This is a genomic window from Collinsella sp. UBA1693, from assembly GCF_002320115.1.
GTDB lineage: Bacteria > Actinomycetota > Coriobacteriia > Coriobacteriales > Coriobacteriaceae > Collinsella > Collinsella tanakaei.
Genome location: NZ_DCJT01000012.1, coordinates 117661 through 140836 on the forward strand (window position 1 = coordinate 117661; position 23176 = coordinate 140836).

Genomic DNA, 23176 nt, shown 5'->3' on the forward strand with positions numbered 1-23176 from the left:
CATCGCCATCCACCTGCGGAAACGCAATGCTGCATAGATACGGGTGTGCCGCAGCAATACTTTTTGGAAGAATTGAACGACACTGAGCGGGCGCGCTGCAAGATAGCATTCGCGGCATGAGTATCTGTATTTGCAACACATCAGCCCTTGAGGCACTTAGATCGAGCGGACGGCTGCTGCCCACCTTGCTGGACGGCCCCCGCTGCTCGCAGCTGGATGACACGCCCATCCCTCATCCAATCATGCTCCATGACGATATGGCGCGCATTGGGTTAAAGGAAGAGCCGTACCACATCCTTGTTCCTACAAAACGGCTTCGCTATGCGCGTAAAGACGTTGTCTACCACATCAGGGAGCGTCCGTTGCCTTTCCAAACGCTTTTGCGCAGCGAACACGGCGGACCGCTTATCACCGGGCCGGAGCTGCTTTTCTGCGACCTTGCCCTCTCCCCCGACTATGGCGCGATCGACCTTATAGAGCTTGGCTACGAGCTGTGCGGCACCTACCTCATCAGCGATTGCTGGGACGGCTATATCTCCAACGCGGTGTGCGCCACATCGACAGAGAAGATCCAGCGCGTGGTCGACGACCTTACAGGGCGGCCCGGCATCGATGTGGCCCGCAAGGCGCTTCGGCACGTTCGCGATGGATCGAACTCCCCCATGGAGACGGCACTCGCCATGATGCTCAGCCTGCCCAAGCACCTTGGAGGACAGAACCTGGGACCCATCAGCCTTAACCATCCCGTGGTCACGTCCCAGGGAACCAAGTACGTTGACGTGGCGTTCCCCGAGGCAAAGGTGGGACTGGAGTACAAAGGCAGGGATGCGCACTCGATAGAAAAGACCGCGCGCGATGACCGGAGACAAAACACGCTCTCGGGATCGGGGTGGACCATCCTTTCCGTGTGGTACGAGAACCTTGTCCAAGACCACCTCTATGGCAAGTTCCTCCAAGAGCTGGCAAAGGTGCTGCATGTACGCCTGCGAACGCTCAGTAAAAGCTATGAGGCGCTGCAAACCGTGCTAAGGGCTCGGCTCTTGCCTGCAATTGAGAAATATTCTCGATAATGACCCGCACGTCGAGCAAAACTGTCCAATCGGCTCTTGGGTAACACCCGGAAATGATGGACATTAAACCGTCCTCGATCGGGTTGGCAGCTGAGTGCCACGAGGTGGGTAAAACCCAACCGCTCGATTTTTATGCAATTAGTATACTTGTTGTATAAATTACGTTTTACTCGAATCTGCAACTATTATTCAAAAGCTTGAAGCGCTCTTGCGCGTGACCTCTGACAAAAAAGAAAGCACCAAACGGCTCGAGTCTCGAGAGGATGGCTCTAAGACAGTCCCCATGGCACTAAAGGGGAACTTTCCTCCTTTGGCCAAACGGGTTCGTACCCACCTCGTGGCCCTCAGCTGCCACAGCGAAAGGCAACGGTTTTTCAGCGAGCTAAAATGAGGCAAAAACATGAATAAAGATCCAGTCAAACCGCATACTCGACTCTTTACAACAAAGCCCTTCGCTGCAAAAGACGAAGAAGGCCGCCCGCAAAGGCGGCCCTCTTCGCAATTAGATGATGGTAACGCGACCCTTCACGCCCACGATGCCCTTGACCTCGGCGAGCAGCGGGATCGAACGAGCATTCACGCGCGCGGGAATCTCGGCGCGCATGGTCTGGCCATCTGCCTGCTCGATAAAGAGCTCGACACGGTCGCCGCCCGGGTTGGTGGCGAGCACCGTCGCTAAGCGCGACATGTTGGACTGGCTAAAACGCGAGCTTGGAACCATGATCTCGAAGACCTTGGGGCGGTTGGTCTCCTCGTTGAGCTCCAGCGGCAAGATCTCCTGGGCGATGATCTGGTCGCCGCGGTCGGAGCGCTCGAGCTTGCCGTGGACGCGGATGAACGCATCGGAGAGCACCGCACCAGTTTCGGGATCGGTCTCGCCGTAGAGATAACCCTCCGCCTCCTTGTAGGTCTTGGGGAAGACCACCACTGTGGCCTCTCCTTCCATGTCCTCCAAGGTGACGATTGCCATGGGGTCGCCATTTTTGGTGACGCGCTTGGAAACGTCGGACACCATGCCCGCGAACCAGAACTGCTTGCCCTCGGGAATCTCCTGGTTGATGGTTCCCTCGCCGGTGGGAGACGCGGTCTCATAGCCGGTATCGATCTGGGACAGCGAGAACTCGCGTGCCTTGCCCAGGGCGTACTCGTAAGGACGCAGCGGATGGTCGGAGACGTAGATGCCCAATACGTCGCGCTCCTGGGAGAGCTTCATGTGACGGTCCCACTCCTGGCCATCGGGCTCGGGAACAACGACCTCGAAGCCGGAACCCTCGACATCGCCGAACACATCGAACAGCGAGGTCTGGCCGTTCGCACGGTCCTTCTGGCGCTTTACGGCGGCGTCGATGATGTTCTCGGGGTTCTCCTTGTCCACAAAGTGCATCATCTGGCGGCGCGGGTAACCGGAGTTATCGAACGCGCCCGCTCGGATAAGCGCCTCGATGACGCGGCGGTTCGCCTGGCTGGAGTCCACGCGCTCGACGAAGTCGTGCAGGTTCTTGTACGGACCGTTCGCCTCGCGCTCGTCGATGATTGCCTGCGCCACGCCCTCGCCCACGCCTCGGATGCCGGCAAGGCCGAAGCGGACGCCCTCGGCCGTAGCCGTGAACTCCTTACCGGACTCGTTGACGTCAGGGGGCAGGACGGGGATGCCGTCGTGACGGCACGCGGAGACGTAGTGAACGATCTTCTCGGTCTTACCGGTGTAGGAGGTAAGAACCGCCGCCATGTACTCGTGCGGGTAGTGCGCCTTGAGCCAAGCGGTCTGCATAACCAGGATCGCGTAGCCGGCGGAGTGCGACTTGTTGAACGCGTAGGATGCGAACTCGAGAACGTCGTCCCAGATGCGCTGGGCAACCTCGCGCTTATAGCCGTTGCGCTCCGCGCCGTTCATCCAGTGGTCGTAGATGGTCTCGTCCTCGCCGTCCGACCACTTGAAGACCTGGTCGGTCAGCATCTTGATCTTCTTCTTAGCAACCGGCTTACGGATGCGCGAGTCGGATTCGCCCTTGGAGAAGCCGCACATCTCGACCGAGATGAGCATAACCTGCTCCTGGTAGACCATGGTGCCGTAGGTTTCGCCCAAGATGCCGTCCAGGCGCGGGTCGTAGGAGACCGCCGGCTCCTTGCCGTTCATACGGTTGATGTAGCTGGTAACCATGCCTGCACCCAGCGGGCCCGGTCGGTATAGGGCGATAAGAGCGACCACGTGCTTGTACTCGGTGGGCTTCATGTTCTTGATGGTCGCGGTCATGCCTGCGGACTCTACCTGGAACACGCCCGCGGTACGGCCGGCGCTCATGAGCTCAAAGATCTTGGGGTCGTCGAACGGAATCTCGTCGGGGTTGATATCGATGCCGTAGTTTGCCTTGATGTTGGCCTTGGCCTTGGAGATGACCGTCAGGGTGCGCAGGCCCAGGAAGTCCATCTTGAGCAGGCCCATGTCCGCGACCGTGTGGCCTTCGTACTGGGTGATCTCGACGCCGCCCTTGGTGTCCAGCTTGGTGGGGACGTGCTCGTTGACCGCGTCGCGGCAGATTAGAACCGCGCATGCGTGCACGCCTTCGCCGCGCGTCAAGCCCTCGATGGAGAGCGCGGTATCGATGATGCGGCGCGCGTCATCGTCGCGCTTGTACGCCTCTTCAAAGTCCGGGTTGTAGAGGTCCTCCTTGCCCGGCACCTTCTCCAGCACCTGGCGCAGCTTGACGGAGGGGTCGCTCGACACCATCTTGGACAGGCGCTGGCCCATGTAGACCGGGTAGTCCAAAACGCGGGCCGAGTCGTTGATGGCCTGCTTGGCCTTGATGGTCGAGTACGTGATGACGTGGGTAACCTTCTCGGGGCCGTAGAGCTGGCGGACGTGTTCCACCACCTCCAGGCGCCGCTCATCGTCGAAGTCCATATCGATATCGGGCATCTCGGTACGTTCGGGCGACAGGAACCTCTCGAACATCAAGCCGTTGCTCAAGGGGTCGAAGGTGGTGATGTCCATCGCGTAGGCGACCAGTGCGCCCGCAGCCGAGCCACGGCCCGGGCCGACGCCGATGCCGTTTTGCTTAGCCCAGCGAACGTACTCCGCAACAATCAAGAAGTACGCGGCAAAGCCCTTTTCGCAGATGACCTTGTATTCGAACTCGAAGCGCTCGCGGATGTTGACGCCGCCGATCTCCTTGCCGTCCCAGTCCTCGCCGTAGCGCAGCGCCAAGCCCTCCTCGCACTCGCGACGGAACTGGCTCTCATGCGTCTCGCCGGGATCGAGCAGCGGGTAGTTGGGCAGGATGATGCTGTCCCAGTCCAGCTCGACGTCGCACTTCTCGGCCAGCTCGACGGTGTTGTCGCACGCCTCGGGGCAGTACGGGAACATCGCGCGCATCTCGTCCTCGGACTTCATATAGAACTCCGAGCCCTGCATGCGCATGCGATTGGGGTCGTCCACCTTGGAGTTCATGCCGATGCACATCATGACGTCCTGCACCGGCGCGTCGTCGCGGGTAAGGTAGTGGAAGTCGTTTGTAGCGATGACCTTGACGCCTATCTGCTTGGCGATTTCGATCAGCTGACGGTCCATCTGCTCGTCCGTCATGCCGGAGTCCGTGGTGATGCCGTGCTCCTGGATCTCGATGTAGAAGCAGCCGGGCTCGAACAGGTCGCGGAAAGTCTCCGCCCATTCGAGCGCGCGAGGCAGGTCGCCGCGGTCGATCATCTTGGGGATGATGCCGGCGATACAGGCCGAGCTCGCGATAAGTCCCTCGCGGTGGCGGCGCAGGTTGTCCAGGGTGACGCGCGGCTTGTAGTAGAAGCCGTCGACGGCCGCCTCGGAGACGGTCTGCATCAAGTTAACGTAGCCGGTCTGGTTGCGGGCGAAGAGCACCATGTGGTACAGCTCGGGCTTCTTGTCGCGCGACAAGGTGTCATCCGGCGTGAAATAGACCTCGCAGCCAAAGATGGGCTTGATCACCAGCGGCGGCTTTACCGAGTCAACGCTGCCCTCGGCGTCCCACGCGGCCATATCCTTATGGAACTGCTCGTAGGCGCGCGGATCTTTCTCCGGATCGGGCTCCTCCAACTCTGCGCGGCGGCCCTTCTCCAAAAACGACTTGTCGTGGCTCCAGGTCTTGTACTCCGGCGTGCCATGGTTAACCGCGTCGCACGCAAGGCCCAACTCGGGGATGCCGTACATGTAGCCGTGGTCGGTCAGCGCAACTGCCGGCATACCAAGCTCGACAGCGCGACCCACCATGTCCTTGATACGAGTGGCGCCATCGAGCATCGAATACTCGGAGTGGTTGTGAAGGTGGACGAATGCCATGTGCGTAAACTCCGATCTGATGTGCTGAGAATTCGTCAGGGCCCGCGCAGCCCCACCGCCGCGCAAGCCCCTTTTTGAACGCTATCGATTCTAACCGACCGCGCAGACGCCGCCTTGACCGCAACGCGGTATCGCCCAAAGCAACATAGCCTGTTCGGTTCTCTGGACGAGGGACGCGGTCGCGCGCCCACCATACCGGCACGCGCGCCCTCGTCCGCTACATCTGGTAGCTCACAACCTGGGGCTGACCCGGAGCTGCCGGGTCTTCCACCTCCACACGCACAAACGCAAGGTCAACCCGCTCAAACCCCGCCTTGTGCAGCACGTCCGCGTACACATGCGCCTGCAGGGCGTGCTTATCTTGCAGCTGCTCAGGCGTCTCCTGCGAAGACCCGCCGGTCTTGTAGTCGATCACCAGCGCGCGGGCGGGGTCATCGGGATCGGTGCACAACAGGTCGATAGCGCCCTCCGCGAACTCGCCGAAACGCTCCGTCAAATCGTCCGCGCCCAGCGAGAAGAACGGCACCTCCGCGCGGACCTGCGGCCAGGCCAGCGCCTCGGAGCGAATGGCGGACGAGCACCAACGATCAAGCGCCGCATCTAAGCGCTCGCGCTGCGCAGGCGTGCACCCCCAATAGCGCGCCAGGGCGTCGCGGCGAGCGGTGGGCACGCGGTCCTCCCCCATCTCGACCATCCACTGGCAAGCAGCATGGAACGCGCTGCCCAGCGCCGTGGGGTCGCCGTCGCGAGAGACGGCGGCATCGGCGGCTTCCGCAGAGTTCTGTTCGCCGGCGGCCCGCCCGTCGGCGCCCATCACGGCCAGGGGCTCGAACGCCTCGAAATCATCCGCATCTTCCGGAGCATCGATAAAGGGGGCGGGCATCGCGCGGTCCTCATCCTCCCCATGCAGCTCTTTGGCTATGGACGAGTAGCTGTAGGATTCACGCGGGGCGCGCGAGGCCACGCTCGCTCGCCACGGGCAGGCGGCGGGAGCCACCAGCGTAAACGCATCCGGCGCCTCACCGTCGTCCGCCATGGGGTCGCAGGCGGTCTCCCCCGCAGCTGCGGCGTCGCCGGCGGCGGCAACAACGGCGGCGGTGCCGGCTGCGGCCGCGGTGTCCGCAGCGCCGGCGTCCGCAGCAGCGGCGTCCTCGCCGATGAAGCAGCCATCCTCCACCGAGTAGTTTTGCGTGTAGGCCGCATCGCCGCACGCGAAGTCCTGCAGCGCAAGCAACTCGAAGTCGCCACGGCGAGAATCCTCAAAACACAGCATGCCGCCGTTGAGCGCGGAGCCGGCGGGAAGAATCTGCTCGAGCACGCGACCCGTGAGGTCGATATCATCGCGCAGGTCGAGCACCGGCTGCTTGTTTACCGATCGCACGGGCGCGTCCATGGCGAGCAGGCAGTACTCGCGGGCGCGCGTCATGGCGACGTAGAGCAAGCGCTCGCGCTCCTGCAGCTCAAGCCGGGTCTCGCGCTCGCTCATGGCAAGCCATGCGCCCGCAGCGGAATCGCTTGCGCACACATCGTCCGCATATTCGCTGGTAAGCCACGCACTGGAGCCTCCCAGGTACTTCTTGAACTCCTTCGCCACGTCATCGCCCTTGATGTACGCACCGTCCGCCGAGCGCGCCGAGGGAAACTGGCTGGGCAGCGCGACCAAGCTGATAGAACCGTCATCATCTCGCAGGCTTTGCAGCTTGGCGTTGCCGGACCTAATGGAGAAGCACTCCGCCACGGCGACAACCGGGAACTCCAGGCCCTTGCTGGCGTGCACCGTCATGATGCGCACCGCGTTGCCGCCTTCCTCGTTGAGCGCGCCGGGGGCCTGCTTGCCCTCCAGGAACCTATCGTAGGCAAGGGCGACCTGGCGCGGCGCGGGACCCAACTGAGCCTCCGCCTCCGCGATGGCATCCAGCGCCTTGAGCACGTTGGCGGCGCGGGCGCGTCCCTCCGCCCCCTGGCCGGCCAAGCGAACCATCCAGCCGGACTGGTTCACCACGTCGCGGGCGATCGCGGCAAGGGAGTCGCGGCCCACACGGGAAAGCGCGGGACGCAGCACGGCGCGGGCGCGGTCCACCAGCGGCAGGTCGCGCAGGCCGTCCGCGTCCTCATCGCTCATGAGGCCGGCGTCTATGTTGCGGCGGCGGGTCTCACCAGTTTGCTCGTCCTTCGCGGTCGCCAGGGCCAGAAACTCCTGCGCACCCAGCGAGAACATGTCGCACGCCAACAGCGGCGCCAGGCCCTGCGCGGTATCCGCAAGGTTTGCCAGCGTCCACACCAGCGCGCGGACCGCAGCGGCCTCCTGCGTTTGGGCGAAGACCGAACCGCCCGAGATGACGCAGTCGAGCCCTTGGGCGCGGAAGGCGTCCGCGTACATGTTGGCACGCGGCATGCCGCCAAGCAGCAAGACCATGCCGCCCACGGGCTGGCCCGCGTCCGCCAGCTCGCGGAAGCGGCGGGCGATGGCCTGGGCGCGGGCCTGGGCGCGCTCCTGCGTGCTGCCGCCCGCGACCAGCAGGGCCTGACGACGGTTCACGCCGGTGGCGACCATGCCGTCCTTGCGGCCATCGTGCGCCTGCAGGTTGAGGAAGCCCTGCATAAGGCCGCCGCGGCCCTGGGGCGTTCCGTCGAAGATGGCTGCCACGTAATCCAAGATCTCGGCATGGCTGCGGAAATTCTTGACCAGCTGCACCACGCGGCCGGCGGCGGCACCCGCAGCACCGGCGCCCGCAGCACCGGCGCCCGCAGCACCGTCGGCGCCTTCGGCAGCCTCCACCTGCGCCTGGGCACGGCGGAACACATCGACCTCCGCGCCGCGGAACCGGTAGATCGACTGCTGGGCATCTCCTACCGTGCACAGGGCGCGGCCGCCCTCGCCGGTGAGGAAGTTGATAAGGTCCACCTGCTGCTGGTCGGTATCCTGGAACTCGTCGATCATCACCATCTTGAAGCGCGACCCGTAATCTTCGCGCATGGCGGGGTTGTCGTGCAGAGCCTGGTAGGTAAGGCGGAGCAGGTCGTTGTTGTCCAGCACGGAGCGGTCGAATTTCAGCTGGTTGTACTCGTCAAACACCGCATGCGCGATCTCAAGCAGCTGCTGGGTGGCGCGCGAGCCCAAGGCGAGGTAGGCGTTCACAAAGGCGTCCGCTTGCTCGGCCTTGAGCAGGTTCACCTGTTCTTTAGGCAGGTTCTTGCTTGAGCGCGGCGGCTTGCAGGCCATCATGCAGGCGATGAGGTTGCCCACGGTCTTCTCGCCCGCTTCAAACGCCTCGATCGCGGCGAGCGCGGCCTCCGCCGTCTTGGTGGCACCGGCGGTAATGCCCATGCAGCCACGGTACGCGTCCGCCAGGCCGTCCAGGTTAACGGAACCCTGCAGCATGCGCAGGTCGCTAAAGCCGTTGCGCGCGGCGGACGCCTTCTCTAGCAGCACTCGCAGCAGCGAGGTCACGCTGGTGCCGCCGCCAAAACCGCCCGGCGCGGACTCGCCGGCAAGCGGGTACCAGCCAAACAGGTCCCCATAAGCCGAGTCCTCGCGAGAAAGCACGCGCTCCACGGCCAAGTCCATAAGGTCGCCCGGATCCTCTAGCACGGAGAACTCCGGGTCTATGCCAAGCTCAAGCGCGTGGGCACGCAAAATGCGCGAGCACATGCCGTGGATGGTCGATATCCAGGCATCGTCCACAGACAGCGCGGCGCGCTCCATTCCCTCTGCCACCAGGGCGGCGCGGACGCGTTCGCGAATCTCCGCGGCGGCGTCCTTGGTAAACGTGATGGCCAGCACCTGGTCAAGACCATCGACAAACGGGCCGGACTCCGGCGACAGCGCCCACAGGATGCGGCGTGTCAGCGTAAAGGTTTTGCCCGAACCCGCGCCCGCGGACACAAAAAGCTTGCGGTCCAGCGTGGTCACGATGTCGCGCTGCTGGGGCATAAGCGTTGATAGGTCCATTTACGCGTTCCTCCGCTTGAATCCTAGGGTGTGGTTAAAGTCGCAGCTTTGCTGCCGCGTGGACGAGGCGTGGATGTCGCCCTCCTCAAGCTGGTCAAGCTTGCGGGTAATCGTTGCCTCCACGCGGTCAAGCAGCGCATCGAAGCCCATGGTGCCACCGTTTTCCTCGTCCGGAAAACCGCGCTTGAGACCGGGGATCATGCCGGGGTCAAGCTCCGCGTCCGCGCCGACCACCACCAGCTCTGCGGATGCGGCGCCGTTCAACGCGGGCGACTTGCTCTTGGTAGAGAAGTACAGCGCGGCGCGCGAATCCAGCGCCAGGCTGGAATGGCGCAGCGCCTGCGCGTAGATGAGCGACTGCACGTGAGCGGGCAACCAGTCCGGGTCATCCGCCGGCACCTCGCCCGCCTTGTTCTCCACCGTGGGGTCCTTGACCTGGAACGCGCGCACGTCGGAGCGATGCTTGTAGTCGATCACCACCGCGCGCCCGTTTTGGTCCACGTCCACGCGGTCGATGCGGCCTCCCAACGGGCGGCCGGCGTAGTCCACGCCCAGCTCGTTGAACGAGTACTCCAGGTAGGCGGGCGCAAACGGCGCCAGCGCGTCCGCCTCGTAGCGAAGCGCGGCCTCTAGCTGCGGCAAAATGTCATCCACCTGCAGGCTCTCCGTGCGCGACAACGGCACCAACGCGCCAGAGCTGGAGGTCTTGCCGCGTTGATGCTCTGCGCGGACCGCATCGAACACGCCGCGCAGACGCTGCAGGCACTCGTCCAGATTCGCCGGCGTCACGCGACCCGTTCCGTCCTCCATAAGCTCCGCGTGCAGGCGGAACAGCACGTCGTGCACAAAATTGCCCTTCTCCATGTTGGAGAAACCGGCGTCCAGCCCCTGCGGGCGAACGCGCGAGCCCATAAACCAGCACAGCGGGCAGGTAAGGTAGCTCTCGATTTGCGAGGCGGACAGCTGGCGCGGCACCAGCGGCCCATCCGGATTGGCGGGATCGCGGCGGTACAAAACCAAATAGGGCACGGCTTCGCTCGACAGGCGCTGAGGTGCCAGGCACTCCACCTGCCGCACCTCCATATCGCGGCACGCCATGGGGTCGAAATTGGCGGCGACATCGCCCTCGCCCACGGACCGCACCAGGGGCAACGTGGACGAATCCTCTTTGCTAGACGCCTGCGCGCGGGCGAGCAGCTCCGTCCAGATCGCCGCCGGGTAGCGATCTTTTGCCTGCCGGTCATGCGTGACGCGGGTCAGCGTTGCGGCGCAAGGGGCGCTAAGGGCCCGGCCAAACAGGTCTCGCAGGCGAGCGGCGGAATCGATCGAAACGGTAGGAACTCCGCGCGCTTGCTGCATGGTCACCAACGGGCCCTCCGGCCGGTTGAGCGGATAGGACTCTATGTCAACATCTGCCAGCAGCATGGCGTCGACGCTGCCCGGCTCAAGCAGCGCGGCGTCTGCGGGCGTCATAAAGTGGACGAGGACCTGCGACGCGGCGTCGGCTGCGGCAGCGCCCGCGCCGGCATCGGCGCCCCCGTCGGCATCCTCGCGCGGCGGACGGGCGGCGATTCGCTCCTCCACCACCACGCACACGCCGTCCAATGCCGTCGCGGCAACGGCCTGCGACACATCCAGCAAGCGGGCCGTGTTCATGAGGGCGTCCGCCGCGGCGTCTGCCATCGCGGCCTCCACGGCGGCGTTCACGTTGCCGGCATCAGAGCCGTGCGCGAATGCGGGCAGGGCGCGGGCAGCCGCCGCCATCGACTTGAAGGCGGAGACGGGACGGCCCTGCCACAGGTAGTTCACCACGTCGGCGCAAACCGCGGGCACGCCAGCAAAGGGGTTGCCCGCATCCAGCTTAGCGCGGGCTGCATTGATCCTGCCCTGGTGGCTCTGCAGCGCACGCAGGGCCGCTTGCGGCGTCATGCAGCGGTTTTGACGAATCTTCTTATCGAACATGCGGGCGGTGGATGCGTCCGCACCAGATATGGGCGAGTACAACCAGTCGGTCAGCTCGGGCGCCGGCCACCACAGGGCGCCGGGGGCCTCCTCGTTCTCAACGGCCTGCATGCGCTCCACCACATCGGACAGCGCCGCAAACTGCCTGCCCACGGCCGTCTGCCCAAAGCGCGCAAAGTACGTGCACGTAGCGGCGATATCGCGCGCGGCCAGGTACGGTGCCAGGTCCGCAGCCAACTTTGAGGGCTTGGCGCACACCGCAGCGACGTTGACCTGGCCGCCCCGCGCGCCCGCGGCAGCCCCGCAAGAAGCGGTGCGCTCTGCCGCCAGACGAGCAATCTCGTCCGCATACGCGCGGTCGCGGGCATGCGGGCCGGCCACCTCTAAGAAGCGAGGCTCTGCGGCATGCGGCAGTTCCTCATCCGCAGCGGACCGCGTCTCCCCCGCCGCAGGCGCAGCCGTCGCACGGCCCGCGGCGAGCGTCACCGCATCAAGGTCGAGCGGACCCTCGCATGCAACATGCGCCCGAATATCCTCGGCAAAAGACGCCTGTTGCGGGTTCAGCAGCAGACGGACCTCGCCCATGCGCGCCACGCGAGAAAGCAAGCGCCAGTCGCGCGCGGGCAGCATGGTCACGTCGCGCAGCACCACAAAGCGGGCGCATACGGGCAAGCCGTCATCAAACATGGCGCCCAGCTGCTCTGCAGCCGTCACGGGCTCAATCATCTGCCGGCTATCAAGCGCGGCCGCATACGCGTCCAGCAGCTCAAGCACCACGCGCTCGGAATCATCGTCCGCAAACTCGACCGGAGCAGCCGGCGTAGCTGGCACACCCGGAACAGCCGGCGTAGCCAGGCCAGCAAGCGCCCCGCCGCCCTCGCCCACCGCTGCGGCGCCCGCGCCTCGATCCGCCCCATGAGCATAGGGAAGCAGGTCGCGGGCCATGCGCGCCAGCATGCGAACGGTGCCGGGATTCGCGCGCAGCGGCGCCAGGTCATCCGCAGAACGCGCGGCCACAACGTCTGCCATAAGCATGTTGCGCTCAATGCCCTTGACCATGCGGCGGCCGTCGCCCATAAGCTCCCAAAGCGACTCTATCCACAAAGGCGGAGTGGTCACATCAACGCCAACGCCAACACCGGCACGTGCCAGAGCCGCTCGGCACGCATCGCGCTCGCGGCGGGACGGAACCAGCAGCACGGCGTGCCCGCACGCGCGCACGGCATCGCTTATAAGAGAGATCTCCTGCTCAAGCAGGCAAGCACCCGCCCGCGTAGATATCAACTGAAACGCCACAGCCTCTTCACCTTCGCCCTCGCCCGTCACGACGCCTCTGCACCGCCGTCGGCCATGCCCGGCACGGCCCGACCTTCAAACCAGCCTATCGATTACATGTCATTCTATGCTACACGTTCGTGCGGACATGAAAACAAAAACGGCACCCCGCCCACAAAGCAGGATGCCGAATGATGCCGTGACAAGCACTGCGCAAAGCCCGATGTCAAACCGCGCGCATCGCGGCCAAACAGCGAGCCGCCGCTTCTACACGTCGTCGCCAAAGCGCACCAGCACACGACGATACCCGCCGTATTCGCCGTTCAGCGCCTTGGACACGCGGCTCACCGTGGTGGACGAAGCGCCGGTCCTGGCCTGCACCTCAACGTACGGCTCGCCCTCGTCCAAATAGCGTGCAACCTGCAGCCGCTGGGCGAAGTCGCAAATCTCGCGCGGCGTGCACAGATCGGTCAAAAACGTCTTGATGTCGTCCTCGTTCTCAAGCAGGGAGAACGCATGCACCAGCTGCTCGACGTCAGGGCGCTCGAACATCTTTTCAATATTCATAGGTCTCTTCCCCTAAACCGGCTTCTCGACTATGTCGATTCACCATGTCGCTCATTATATGCAGCGTCAGCCGCAGTAAACCAAGCAAGTGTAGCACACCACTTAAATAAAGCGTTGCACGTAACCACCAACGGTGGACGGTTGGTGAAGAACGGCGGTACCTAATTTTTGGACGAGGAATATACATGCGGGTATTTGGACGAGGAAGGGTTGACGCACGGCCGTGGCCCCACCGGTCTTATCACGGGGTGCGTTCGGCCCTGGCGGGCCTCAGAGCATCCCTTAGATAAGCCGGTGGGCGCCCCGGCCTGACGGGAGGCCTTCCTGGTCAAAGCGCGCTGAGGGGAATCGCGCAAGAAGCGGGGCCGGCGCCCGCAGCGGCACCGGCCCCGTGTGGCGGCCATTTGTTTAGCGGCAAATCAACATGCCCGCCCGGCCCGGCCGGTCTAGCTGGTCCGGCCGGTCCGCCTTGCCCGCGGCCCTTACGCGTACATCAGGTTGATGAAGCGCATGAGCACGGCGGCCACCTCGGCGCGGGCGGCGCCGTCGGTGGGGTTGAGCTCGCCGGTCACGTCGTCGCCGCTGAACAGGCCCTCGACGACCGCCCAAGACATGGCGTCCCTGGCGAAGTCGGAGACCTCGCCGGCGAACCAGTCGGCGTCGGTCACGTCGGGCATGTCCTTGGCGTTGTCGACCACCTTGATCGTGACGTCGCCCGTGGCCTCGAAGACGACGTTGCCGTCCTTGTCGACCGTGCACTTGGGGATCACTGTCTCGTTGCACTCGGCATCGACCGCAAACACCACGATGCCATAGTTTAGCTCGTCGCCCTCGTCCTTAGCCACGGGCACGGTCACCTGGACGGGCGCCTTATCGGAGACGGATGCGGGAACCTTGACCTCGACGACCGATGCCTTCTCGACGTCCGATCCGGACTCCGCGTCGGCGAGCGGCAGCTCCACCTTGCCGTCCTCGTCCTTCTTGACCACGGACTCGGTGCCGGTGGCGGTCTCGTGCGTGATGGTTTGAGATCCGTCGGGCTTGGTCACCGTGGTCGTGGTGGAGCCGTCTGGGTTCTTCTCGACCTCGGTCTTGTCGGACGGGGTCGGCGGCGTCACGGGCGGGACGTAGGTATTCAAATCTTGATCACGCATGGTATCGCGCAGGTAATAGACTGAATTCTTTACGCGAGACGCACCAGTGGGTACATATTCAGTCGAGCCATCAAAGTGACTCCCCGAGGAAGACGCGTCCTCGACTCGAGGCGCCATCGCCTTTCCATCAAATGAATAGTAGTTATACTCGATGTCATATGTTCCGGCGTCCGCATCCTCGACGCCTTCATTTCTTGGATCAAACTCGAAAGCAAATCGACAATTCACCATCTTATTTTTGCTAAAAGCGATCTTTGTTCCCTCGATTGTGGCGTGATCAACGCCAAGCACGCGATTCGCGTTCTTAAGCGTATTACCCTTGATCTCTACGCCATCTCCACCCGAAACAGCGGTAAGGGAGATTGCACCCGTACTGTAGGCATCAGAATAGTGTTAGCTCAAAAGATCAATTTCGTTATCAACAATGCGCGATCCGTTATATACGTTGACTAGCAAGCCACGTGAAAGAACGCTCACGGTGTTGTTGACAAACTCATATCGAACCGGTCCACCTTGAGCAAAATTGACTATCTTTCCCTCGTCGGATCCAGCCTCAATTGTGCAGCCTTGCATCTCTATCGAAGTCAACGCGGAAAGCGGGGTCTCTATTGGAACAGACTCGCCATCGAAAGACAGCTTCACGCCGTCCATCGATATCGACACGCCTTCTGCCCTTACGTTAAATAGCTGCCCCTTATCAGACTTAACGCTAACGCAATGATTGTCCCCGAGAATGAAGACGGACTTGGAGACCTCAATCGGCTTGTCGATCACAATATCATCGTGCAGTACAATGGGGGTTTCCTTGCTGGACCAAGCTTCAATCGCCTCTGCAAGAGTTTTGCAGTAGGCACCCCCAATGGAAATGACCTTTCTGCTTATCTCGCCTGCCTGCGGGTCATGCTCCGATCCTTCAGCAAGGTATGCATCGGGATTAAAGTTGTTTTCCCCGCCCCATCCGTCGGCTTAACTACACCGCCGCTCACAACAACCTGATTAACTTTCACTCCATCGGAAGGATCAACGGGGCAGCCTTCGCCCGTCTTTCCAACCGATGCAGCCCGTTCAATTACCCCCCGGTACTACTGATATCACCGCCGTCAGTATTCTGCCCGCCGCCAATTGCCGCTGCGCCCGAACCTCCCTCTGCATATACCGTTCCGCCTGCAATCTCAATACGGCCAGCAGTCACATAGCCGTCGGATTCAATAGGTTTGTTACCAGTAGCGCTGTTTTTACCAGCGCCTATTCCGGCACCCCCTGGACCGCCAGCGGCATGTACAATTCCGCCTTCAATGCGAATTGTGCCAACCGGAGTCGACTTGCCGCCCTCATAAGAGCTACGGCTACCGCCGGCGCCGCCCAATCCGGCGCCGCCCGCAGGAGAGCCAACCGCGCTCCATCCAGCAGCAGCTTCGCAGAAGAAACGCTGCCATCGATGGCCACCCTCAACTCACCTGAACCAGAAACCGTGAGAGGCGTTGAAGACAAAATCGTAAGCGTATTCGTGGCGGCATCCATCGTGTAGTCTGTACCCAGAACGCCGCCCGCAACAGCAACCCCTTCTTCCAAAGGCGTCACCTGAGCTGACGGAACATCCGCGTAGACGGCCGGAACAATTCCAAGAGACGCGCATGTCACAAATGCAATTGGAATAAAGACTCGTTTTGCGTTCATCCCTATCTCCTAAACCGCTATTTGCCCTAGGGCAATCTGTCCGGTACACATGAGGGCATCGCAGCCGTTGACCAGGTTGTACCGCCTTACGGGTGACCGAGACAAGGCAAGCCGTGTATGGCAAAAAATAAGAGGAAGGGATGTCTCTTTGCCTTAGGCAGAAGGACGTTTTGGCGCGCCTGCCTTGGCTTCCTCCAGGGTGTTCTGAGCCGCAGCATGCGGCGAACACACCCTGGAGGAAGCCGGGGGCGGCGCGCAGGCCATTCGTCCACATATGCAATTGGAGCGCTGCGACCTAGAACCGCGGCAACGTGGGCACCAGCGACAGCCTCTCCTCGATGCCGGACGTCCACCAGACCTCGTCCGCTTCATCTATGAGCACGGCCTCGATACCGGGCAGCGACTCCACAAAGTCGATGGCGTCGCGCGCCCCCAGCATGAGGGCGGTGGTGGAGTAGCCGTCGCAGTCCATGGAGCGCGGGGCGATGATGGTTGCGCTGGTGAGATCGGTCTTGGCGGGCATGCCGGTGGCGGGGTCGAGAATGTGGTGGTACGTGACGCCGCCCTTGGTAAAGCGCCGTTCATGGATGCCGCTGGTGACCACGGAGCCATCCGCCATGTCCACGATGGCCCGGTTGTGCGCGGGGTCAAGCGGGTTGATGATGCCGATGCGCCAGGGGCTGCCGGCGGCCACGGGAGGCCGGGCGGACGCGTCCGCGGGTCGGCCCCCGCGCACCACCACGTTGCCGCCCAGGTTGATGACAAAACGGCCGACGCCATGAGCGATAAAGAGGTCGGTGAGATCGTCGGCGATGTAGCCCTTGGCGACGCCGCCCAGATCGAGGATGGTTTGGGGATCGGTGATGGCAAGGGTGGGCTGGGATGATTTGGACGAGGGCGTGTTTGAAGAGGGCGCGCGGGAGGTGCCGGCGTTCAAAGCATCATCGTCCAGAGAACCCTGGACCGGAGAATCTTTACCCAGAGGCTCCTCGTCCAAAACTATATGGCGGTAGTCCACATGAGGCAGGGCGCGCGCCAGCGCGAGACGGCTGGGCACCTCACCGGTGTGGAAGTTCCACAGCGAGGTCACCGTGCCCATGGTGATGTCGAACTTGCCGCGGCTGCGCTCGCAATAGCCCAGGGCCTGGCGGACCAGGCGGGCCGTTTGGGGCGAGACGGGCACGGCGTTGGGCGAGGCGGCGTGCGCACGGGCTATATCGGAGTCATCGCGGGTGCGCGAGAAGGCGCGCTCGAAAAATAGGCAGCGGTCTCGGGCGGCGACGAGCGCGGCGTCCAGGCGCGCGGTGGCTTCAGAGCTCGCGGCGGTGCTTGGACCGGCAGCGGCGTTTGGGTCCGCGGCCGCGAGGCGACCCGTGGGGTCCGCGGCGGCATCACCATATGCGTGCATATGCACCTGCGTGTTGAACAGGAAGAAGGAAATGCAGCGCGAGCCGTCCTGCGCCCAGGCGGGCATCGCCGTTTTGGCATCGCCATATGTATAGGTCTGCACCATGCTCTCCCTTTGCTCTTTTAGCTTCGCCGTACAGCGGCGCGCGGCGTGGCGCGGCGGGGCAAGGCTGCTACGTTGGCCCCGCGGGCGCTTGCGGCGTCATCCGCTTGGGGCACCACCATCTTATCCCCCTTGCGTGTCCGCGCAACCACGCGTGCGCAGGGCGATAGCAACAGTTTGGCAACGGAGCGGCCGCTTTTCTGCAGACACTCATGTATTTCCGTTTGAGGGGCGCTCGGACAAGGATTGGGTACAAATGGCGTGATAGGCTTTGAAATCTCGAGACCGCAACCGCTCGGTCTCGGTGCGTCCACCCACGTACCCGCGCGTCTGCCCGCGCCCGCCCCGGCTCGCCCCAACTCGCACCGCCGACGGGCTGGCGGACCATTCGATGATTCTCGTCCACAGACAGGAGACCCCTATGCGCTTTCTTCTCAACTGGCTCTTGACGTCCATCTCTATCGCCATCGCCACCTTTATTGTTCCGGGCATCGCGCCGTTTGGCCCCACGGACGCCTGGCTGAGCTTTGCCTTTGTCGGCCTGTTCTTGGGCCTGGTCAACTCGCTGGTCAAACCACTGGTCACCGTGATCTCGCTGCCGGTCACCTTCCTTACGCTGGGCGTGTTCCAGCTGGTGGTCAACAGCTTCATGCTGGAGCTCGCTAGCTGGCTGTCCGTCAACCTGCTGGGCTCGGGCGTCTCCATCTCCGGCTTCTGGTCCGCGTTTGTGGGCGCCATCATCGTGAGCATCATGTGCTCCATCCTGGGCGTCGCCACCAAGGACGCGTAGAGGCACCGCGCGATGGAAAACCAAACCGTTCACGTCGAGCGCTACACGCTCACCACCGCCCTGTGCATGATCGTTGGCATCTGCATTGGGTCTGGCATCTTCTTTAAATCTGACAACATCTTGATCGCCACGGGCGGCAACGTTGCCCTGGGCGTGGCGATGTTTCTACTGGCCGCTACCACCATTGTCTTTGGCGGCCTCACCCTGGCTCGCTTCGCCTCGCGCACCGACGGCGCCGGCGGCCCCATCGCCTATGCCGAGCGCTTTTTGGGACCGCACCGCCTTACCTTTGTTGGCTGGCACTTCACCTTTTTGTACCTGCCCATGGTGACCGCCATCATCTGCTGGGTGGTGGGCGCCTACGCCTGCATGACCTTTGGCCTGGCGGGTACCTTTGCCCAGCAGATGACCATTGGCGTGGTGTTTTTGCTGGCCTGTTGCGTATGGAACGTCTGCTGGCCAACGCTTGGCGGCTACGTGCAGAACATCACCACCGTCGCCAAAGTGGCCCCGCTGGTGGTGGTGCTGGTGGTGGGACTCATCTTTGGCCAGCCCGCCCAGCACATTGTCCATGGCATAGAGACCGCGGGCGCCGCCGGCACCGGGTGGATCGCCGCCGCCGCGCCCATCGCCTTCGCCTTCGACGGCTGGAGCGCCGCCGCCAGCATCGCGCCGGAGCTCAAGAACGCCAAGCGCAACCTGCCGCTGGCGCTCACCATCGGACCGGCGATTATCCTGGTCCTCTACGTTGGCTACTTCTTGGGCGTCTCTTGCACGCTGGGTCCGCAGACCGTCATGGCCGCCGGCGACGCCAGCTTGTCGATGCTCTTTGTGGAGCTCTTTGGCGAGGGCGCCGCGACCCTGCCCAACCTTATCGCGCTGATCGCCGTTGTGGGAACCGCCAACGGCCTGGTGCTGTCGCTTTTGCGCATGCCCTACGCGCTTGCCTTGCACGACGAGATTCCGTGCTCCCAGGCCGTCCTGCGCATGAACAAGACGCTCAAGTTCCCCCTGGTATCCGCTGCGATCGCGCTGGGCACCACCCTGTTTTGGATGGCCGTGCACACCGTGGTCACCACCTTCAACCTGCTGCCCAACGGCGACATCTCAGAAGTCAGCGTAAGCCTCACCTTGCTGGTGCTGCCGCTGTTCTACGTACAGGCCCTAATCCACGACCCCGCCGGCCCCGTGCCCAGCCGCGCCGCGCGCATTCGCCGCGCCATCGCGCCCGTAATCGCCATTGCGAGCTCGTTGGCCGTGGGCCTCTCCAGCATCTCCAACCCCACGCGCTGGCCGTTTGTGGCGGCGCACGTGTTGACGCTGGCGATTGCCACCTACCTCATGGGCCGTCGTCGCGCTCGTAAGGCGTAGGTGGACGAGGAGCTCCGCTCGCCGCCGGCACAAAACAGGGGCCGCGGGCTTATCCGGGGATGCGTTCGACGCGCTGCGTCTCAGAGCATCCCCGGATAAGCCCGCGGTTCCTTTTTACTGCCCGGCCGTGGTTGAAAATCCTTGTCTGTGCTTCGCCCGCAGTCGCTATGGCCGGCGCCTTAGCGCAGCCGCGCACCTGTGTCCCGCGCGGCGGCCTACTTTAGATGGCATCGCCCGCAGACGCAGGCACAGCCTCCTCGTCCACCTCCACGGCGGAGCGAATCTCGGTTATGCGGCACTCCTCGTCCACATCTGCCATCACCGCGTAGCGCGCACCTGCCGGATCGGTTGCCATCGCCATCACCGTGTCGGTATGCCCGGGAACAAACGATGGGTCTTCCTCCAGCGTGAACTCAGCCCCAAACGCCTGCCGCAGGTAGTCCAAGATCGCCGTACGGTTAGCCTGCGCGACCGCCTGCAGCGCCTGCTTTTCCTCCTGCGTTGCGGTGGGCACGCTCAGCGAAACATCTTGCGAATCCAGCAGGTCCTGGCGCTCCAAAACCTCTTGCCCCATCTGTTCCATGCTCTGCTGCACCTCTTGTCGCAGCTCTGTCCTACGACTTATCTGTCCCACGCGCAGCGATAAGAACACGGCGATCACCACCGCGCTCGCCAGCACGCTCAGCACATCTCTCCGATGCTTTGTGTGCTCCGCCCGACGCCTCGCCAGCAGCGCACGCAGCGCATCTTGTTTCGCCGCGCTCCCAAGCGCCTCTTCAAGCTGGTCCAAATCGCGCCGGCGCATGCGGCTTACGTATGGACGAAGAAGGTTCGCCGCAGCCTGGTCCGCGCCGTCCACATCCATGTACTGCGCTGCGGGCCGACGCCGCAAAGCCGCGAGGACGTCACCGCTGTTGTTCAAATCATGGCCTAAGTCATCGATCCAACGCTGCGCGTTCTCGCGATGCCGGATGTCGCTCAGTATCTTTTCGCGGATGAAGTCGGGCTCGGTGCCGGTGCTGGCACACGCGGGGTCGCCTGCTGGGGCCGCGGCAGCCGCTTCGGCCTCAGCTTCGGCCTCGACGTCAGCAAAAACGCCGCCCGGGCGCGCGATACGCGGACGCGGGGCGGTGACGTCAGCGGCGGACGGCACCGCTTTGGGCTCCAATACCGCAGGCTCCCCCACTGCGGGTGCCGTCACCGCGGGGGCCGTCGCTGCGGGTGTCGTCGCCGCGGGCGCCGTGGTTGCGGCCTCCGGCGCGGCGGCCCCGGCTTCGACGCTTGCGCGGAGCGTGAGCGACACGTCCTCGGATGCGTCCTTGCCCCCGCGGGCGATAAGCAGTGCGCGCTCATAAGCCGCCTGCACCAGCTGGAACCCTTCCGGGTCATCTTCAGGGTGATGTTTGGCAAGCTGCCGCGCATAGGCACGCTTTATCGCCCGGGCGCTCGACGTGGCCTCGATCTCCAAGACGTCCCAGATATTCACAGGCGCTCCTCGTCCAAGTCATCGTCCAAACCACGCGAACCGTCGCCGGCGTCTTCACCCAAGCTGTCGCCAGGACCACCGGGCTCACCGCAATTGCCCTCGTCCCCATGCCTAAAGAACGCGTTGTCCGCCTTGTCAGCCTCGATGCGATCGAGCACGGCGTTGAGCTGGCGTGTTCTCATAATCAATAGCTTTAAGCTGTTGGAATTCAAGCTGCTTGCAAAATCGCAGGTCAAAACGCGTAAATAGTCGCGGACATAGTCGCTACCCTCGGCCGCCACGCGCAGCGCGCGCTCCAGGGCCAGCTCCGCGTCGACCCGTGCCGGCTCCATGCGCGCACTCAGTTGAACCTCCTGCAGGGTCGCCAGCACGCCCTCGCCCTCGTCCCAGCTCGACCCGTTGTAGACACGACGCGTGACCTCGCCCGTGGAATGCACGCGCACCTCCACGCCCAGTATCGAATTGATGTCATAGGTGAACGTGACGGTAAAGGGCTCCTGCTCGCTAGCGTTGCGCGGCAGGGGCACCATGAGCTCTGCCAGCTGCTTGTTGTCCTTGGCGTACACGTTCTCGCCCTGGTACACCGCCACGCGAGCTTCTCGCGCACCCACCTGCGAATTGGCGTACACCTGCGAGCTGCTCGCCGGCAGCGTGGTGTTGCGTGGGATGAGGACGGATGCCAAGGGCTCAAACGGCGGATGAGGGTTGCGCACGTCGGTCGAAAGCGAATGCGGGCAGATATCCGTTAGCACCAAGCTGTCGACGCCCCGCGCGCGCCGCTTGATGCCAACGTAGGTGCCCAGGCCAAGCGCTACGGCCACATCGCAATCCTCCTCGCAGGTCACGGGAACCGCGAGCAAACGTTCGAGGTAGTCGCGCACCACCGGCATGCGGCTGGATCCGCCCACCAGCACCGCGCGCGAGATCTCTTCTGCCGGCACGTCCGAGTCATACACCGCCTGCTTGAGCGGGCGCTCGATGCGAGTGAACAGCGGCTCGGCGAGCTCGAAGAGCCTCTCGTTGGTTAGATGGAGCACCTGGGGCAGCGCAGGGATGGAGCTGCGCAGAAACGCATGGGAATCGCGGTCCGTAAGCTCGCGCTTGGCGCGCTCCGCCTCGCGCAGCAACGTCTCGCGCTGGGAGGCCTCTAGCGCGTTGAGGCCGATGCCGTTGATGCGACACGTCTCTTGCGCGATCAACAGGTCGAAGTCGCCCCCACCCAGATGGTTATCGCCCGCCACCGCGCTGATGCTAACCACGTTGTCGAAGCAGTCGACCACCGAGACGTCGAGCGTGCCGCCACCAAAGTCGAACACGCAGAAGGTCTCGTCCGGCGGGTACCCGTCCGCTGCGGCGGCGGCCACGGCGCCCTCATTTGAGAAATGATGCCCCAGCGCCGCGGCGGAGGGCTCGTTGACCAAACGTTCCACGCGAACGCCCGCAAGCGCGCCCGCGCGCTTGGTCGCCGCCCGCTGCGCCACGTCGAAGTAGGCGGGAACGCTCACCACCGCCTCGTCCACACGCTCGCCCAAAAACTCCTGCGCGTCCGCCACCAGCTGGCCTATGACGCACGCGGAGAGCGCTTCCGGCGTGAAGCGGCGCCCGCCCAGGTTGTACACCGCGTCGGTGCCCATCTTGCGCTTGAAGCGCGCGACGGTATCTTGGGGCTGCGTCACCAGCCGTTCTTGGGCGATGCGACCCACCACGGCGCGGCCGTCCTTGCCCACGCTTACCACGCTGGGGGTAAGGAACTCGCCAAACTGGTTGGGCACCAGTTGCGCGCACCCGTCTTTGTATACCGCCGCCAAGCTGTTGGTTGTGCCCAGGTCTATGCCCACGATTGCCATATGCGCTCCTTGCAACCGACGGCGAACAGATAGGGCGGATTGTACCAAAGGGCGTGTGCGTAACCGAATTCGCTACGGCGCGGGCCTGCCGTTCGGCGGGGTTTTTTCGGCATGCGCCGCGTGCCCCTTTAACCGCTCGGCACCCTCGCGCGCCCTTTTGCATAGGCCGTTGATAAATGGAGATACTACTAACATCTAACTCAAAA

General features: G+C 63.5%; 13 protein-coding genes. 3 read left to right on the top strand and 10 right to left on the bottom strand.

What is annotated here, in order from left to right; translation table 11 throughout:
- The first annotated feature begins 116 nt into the window (after positions 1-116).
- A complete protein-coding gene (locus B3H65_RS08865) occupies positions 117-1070 on the top strand; it encodes a hypothetical protein (protein WP_286684957.1) in 954 nt (317 codons plus the stop codon).
- Between the two features lie 502 nt (positions 1071-1572).
- Here B3H65_RS08865 and dnaE read toward each other — a convergent pair.
- The 8 genes from dnaE to B3H65_RS08905 all read right to left on the bottom strand — a co-directional run bounded on the left by dnaE (position 1573) and on the right by B3H65_RS08905 (position 17479).
- Positions 1573-5379 (bottom strand): DNA polymerase III subunit alpha, encoded by a 3807-nt coding sequence (gene dnaE, locus B3H65_RS08870; RefSeq protein ID WP_286684958.1) that lies wholly within the window; start codon positions 5377-5379, stop codon positions 1573-1575.
- Positions 5380-5596: 217 nt separating this feature from the next.
- The gene (locus tag B3H65_RS08875; protein WP_286684959.1) at positions 5597-9331 is read right to left on the bottom strand and encodes a UvrD-helicase domain-containing protein; all 3735 of its coding nucleotides are present in this window, start codon (positions 9329-9331) and stop codon (positions 5597-5599) included.
- Entirely contained in the window at positions 9332-12589 is a 3258-nt protein-coding gene (locus B3H65_RS08880) for a PD-(D/E)XK nuclease family protein (protein WP_286684960.1), read from the bottom strand.
- A 246-nt stretch (positions 12590-12835) separates the two neighbouring features.
- A complete protein-coding gene (locus B3H65_RS08885; RefSeq protein WP_270241958.1) occupies positions 12836-13135 on the bottom strand; it encodes a YerC/YecD family TrpR-related protein in 300 nt (99 codons plus the stop codon).
- A 482-nt stretch (positions 13136-13617) separates the two neighbouring features.
- Positions 13618-14520, bottom strand: coding sequence for a hypothetical protein (locus B3H65_RS08890; protein ID WP_286684961.1), 903 nt, complete (start codon positions 14518-14520; stop codon positions 13618-13620).
- 162 nt (positions 14521-14682) lie between these two features.
- Positions 14683-14952 (bottom strand): hypothetical protein, encoded by a 270-nt coding sequence (locus tag B3H65_RS08895; RefSeq protein ID WP_286684962.1) that lies wholly within the window; start codon positions 14950-14952, stop codon positions 14683-14685.
- Positions 14953-15534: 582 nt separating this feature from the next.
- Complete coding sequence (locus tag B3H65_RS08900) at positions 15535-15966, bottom strand: hypothetical protein (RefSeq protein WP_286684963.1); 432 nt, start codon at positions 15964-15966, stop codon at positions 15535-15537.
- A gap of 295 nt (positions 15967-16261) precedes the next feature.
- A complete protein-coding gene (locus B3H65_RS08905; RefSeq protein ID WP_286684964.1) occupies positions 16262-17479 on the bottom strand; it encodes an FAD:protein FMN transferase in 1218 nt (405 codons plus the stop codon).
- A gap of 418 nt (positions 17480-17897) precedes the next feature.
- Here B3H65_RS08905 and B3H65_RS08910 point away from each other — a divergent pair, with 418 nt between their 5' ends.
- Both B3H65_RS08910 and B3H65_RS08915 read left to right on the top strand, forming a co-directional pair.
- Entirely contained in the window at positions 17898-18266 is a 369-nt protein-coding gene (locus tag B3H65_RS08910) for a phage holin family protein (RefSeq protein WP_286684965.1), read from the top strand.
- 12 nt (positions 18267-18278) lie between these two features.
- On the top strand, positions 18279-19637 hold the full coding sequence (locus B3H65_RS08915) for an APC family permease (protein ID WP_286684966.1): 1359 nt from the start codon (positions 18279-18281) through the stop codon (positions 19635-19637).
- Positions 19638-19857: 220 nt separating this feature from the next.
- On the opposite strand, the gene B3H65_RS08920 is transcribed toward B3H65_RS08915, so the two are convergent.
- Together B3H65_RS08920 and B3H65_RS08925 are read right to left on the bottom strand one after the other, a co-directional pair.
- Positions 19858-21123 (bottom strand): hypothetical protein, encoded by a 1266-nt coding sequence (locus tag B3H65_RS08920; protein WP_286684967.1) that lies wholly within the window; start codon positions 21121-21123, stop codon positions 19858-19860.
- Positions 21120-22970: an Hsp70 family protein gene (locus B3H65_RS08925; RefSeq protein WP_286684968.1), complete on the bottom strand. Its 1851-nt coding sequence runs from the start codon at positions 22968-22970 to the stop codon at positions 21120-21122. Before B3H65_RS08925 ends, B3H65_RS08920 begins: the two co-directional genes overlap by 4 nt.
- Positions 22971-23176 lie beyond the last annotated feature (206 nt).

Bases quoted from the DNA above. Each gene is read 5' to 3' on its own strand.
- B3H65_RS08865 (WP_286684957.1), top strand. From the start codon at position 117: ATGAGTATCTGTATTTGCAACACATCAGCCCTTGAGGCACTTAGATCG.
- dnaE (WP_286684958.1), bottom strand. From the start codon at position 5,379: ATGGCATTCGTCCACCTTCACAACCACTCCGAGTATTCGATGCTCGAT.
- B3H65_RS08875 (WP_286684959.1), bottom strand. From the start codon at position 9,331: ATGGACCTATCAACGCTTATGCCCCAGCAGCGCGACATCGTGACCACG.
- B3H65_RS08885 (WP_270241958.1), bottom strand. From the start codon at position 13,135: ATGAATATTGAAAAGATGTTCGAGCGCCCTGACGTCGAGCAGCTGGTG.
- B3H65_RS08890 (WP_286684961.1), bottom strand. From the start codon at position 14,520: ATGGTGAATTGTCGATTTGCTTTCGAGTTTGATCCAAGAAATGAAGGC.
- B3H65_RS08900 (WP_286684963.1), bottom strand. From the start codon at position 15,966: ATGAACGCAAAACGAGTCTTTATTCCAATTGCATTTGTGACATGCGCG.
- B3H65_RS08905 (WP_286684964.1), bottom strand. From the start codon at position 17,479: ATGGTGCAGACCTATACATATGGCGATGCCAAAACGGCGATGCCCGCC.
- B3H65_RS08910 (WP_286684965.1), top strand. From the start codon at position 17,898: ATGCGCTTTCTTCTCAACTGGCTCTTGACGTCCATCTCTATCGCCATC.
- B3H65_RS08915 (WP_286684966.1), top strand. From the start codon at position 18,279: ATGGAAAACCAAACCGTTCACGTCGAGCGCTACACGCTCACCACCGCC.
- B3H65_RS08925 (WP_286684968.1), bottom strand. From the start codon at position 22,970: ATGGCAATCGTGGGCATAGACCTGGGCACAACCAACAGCTTGGCGGCG.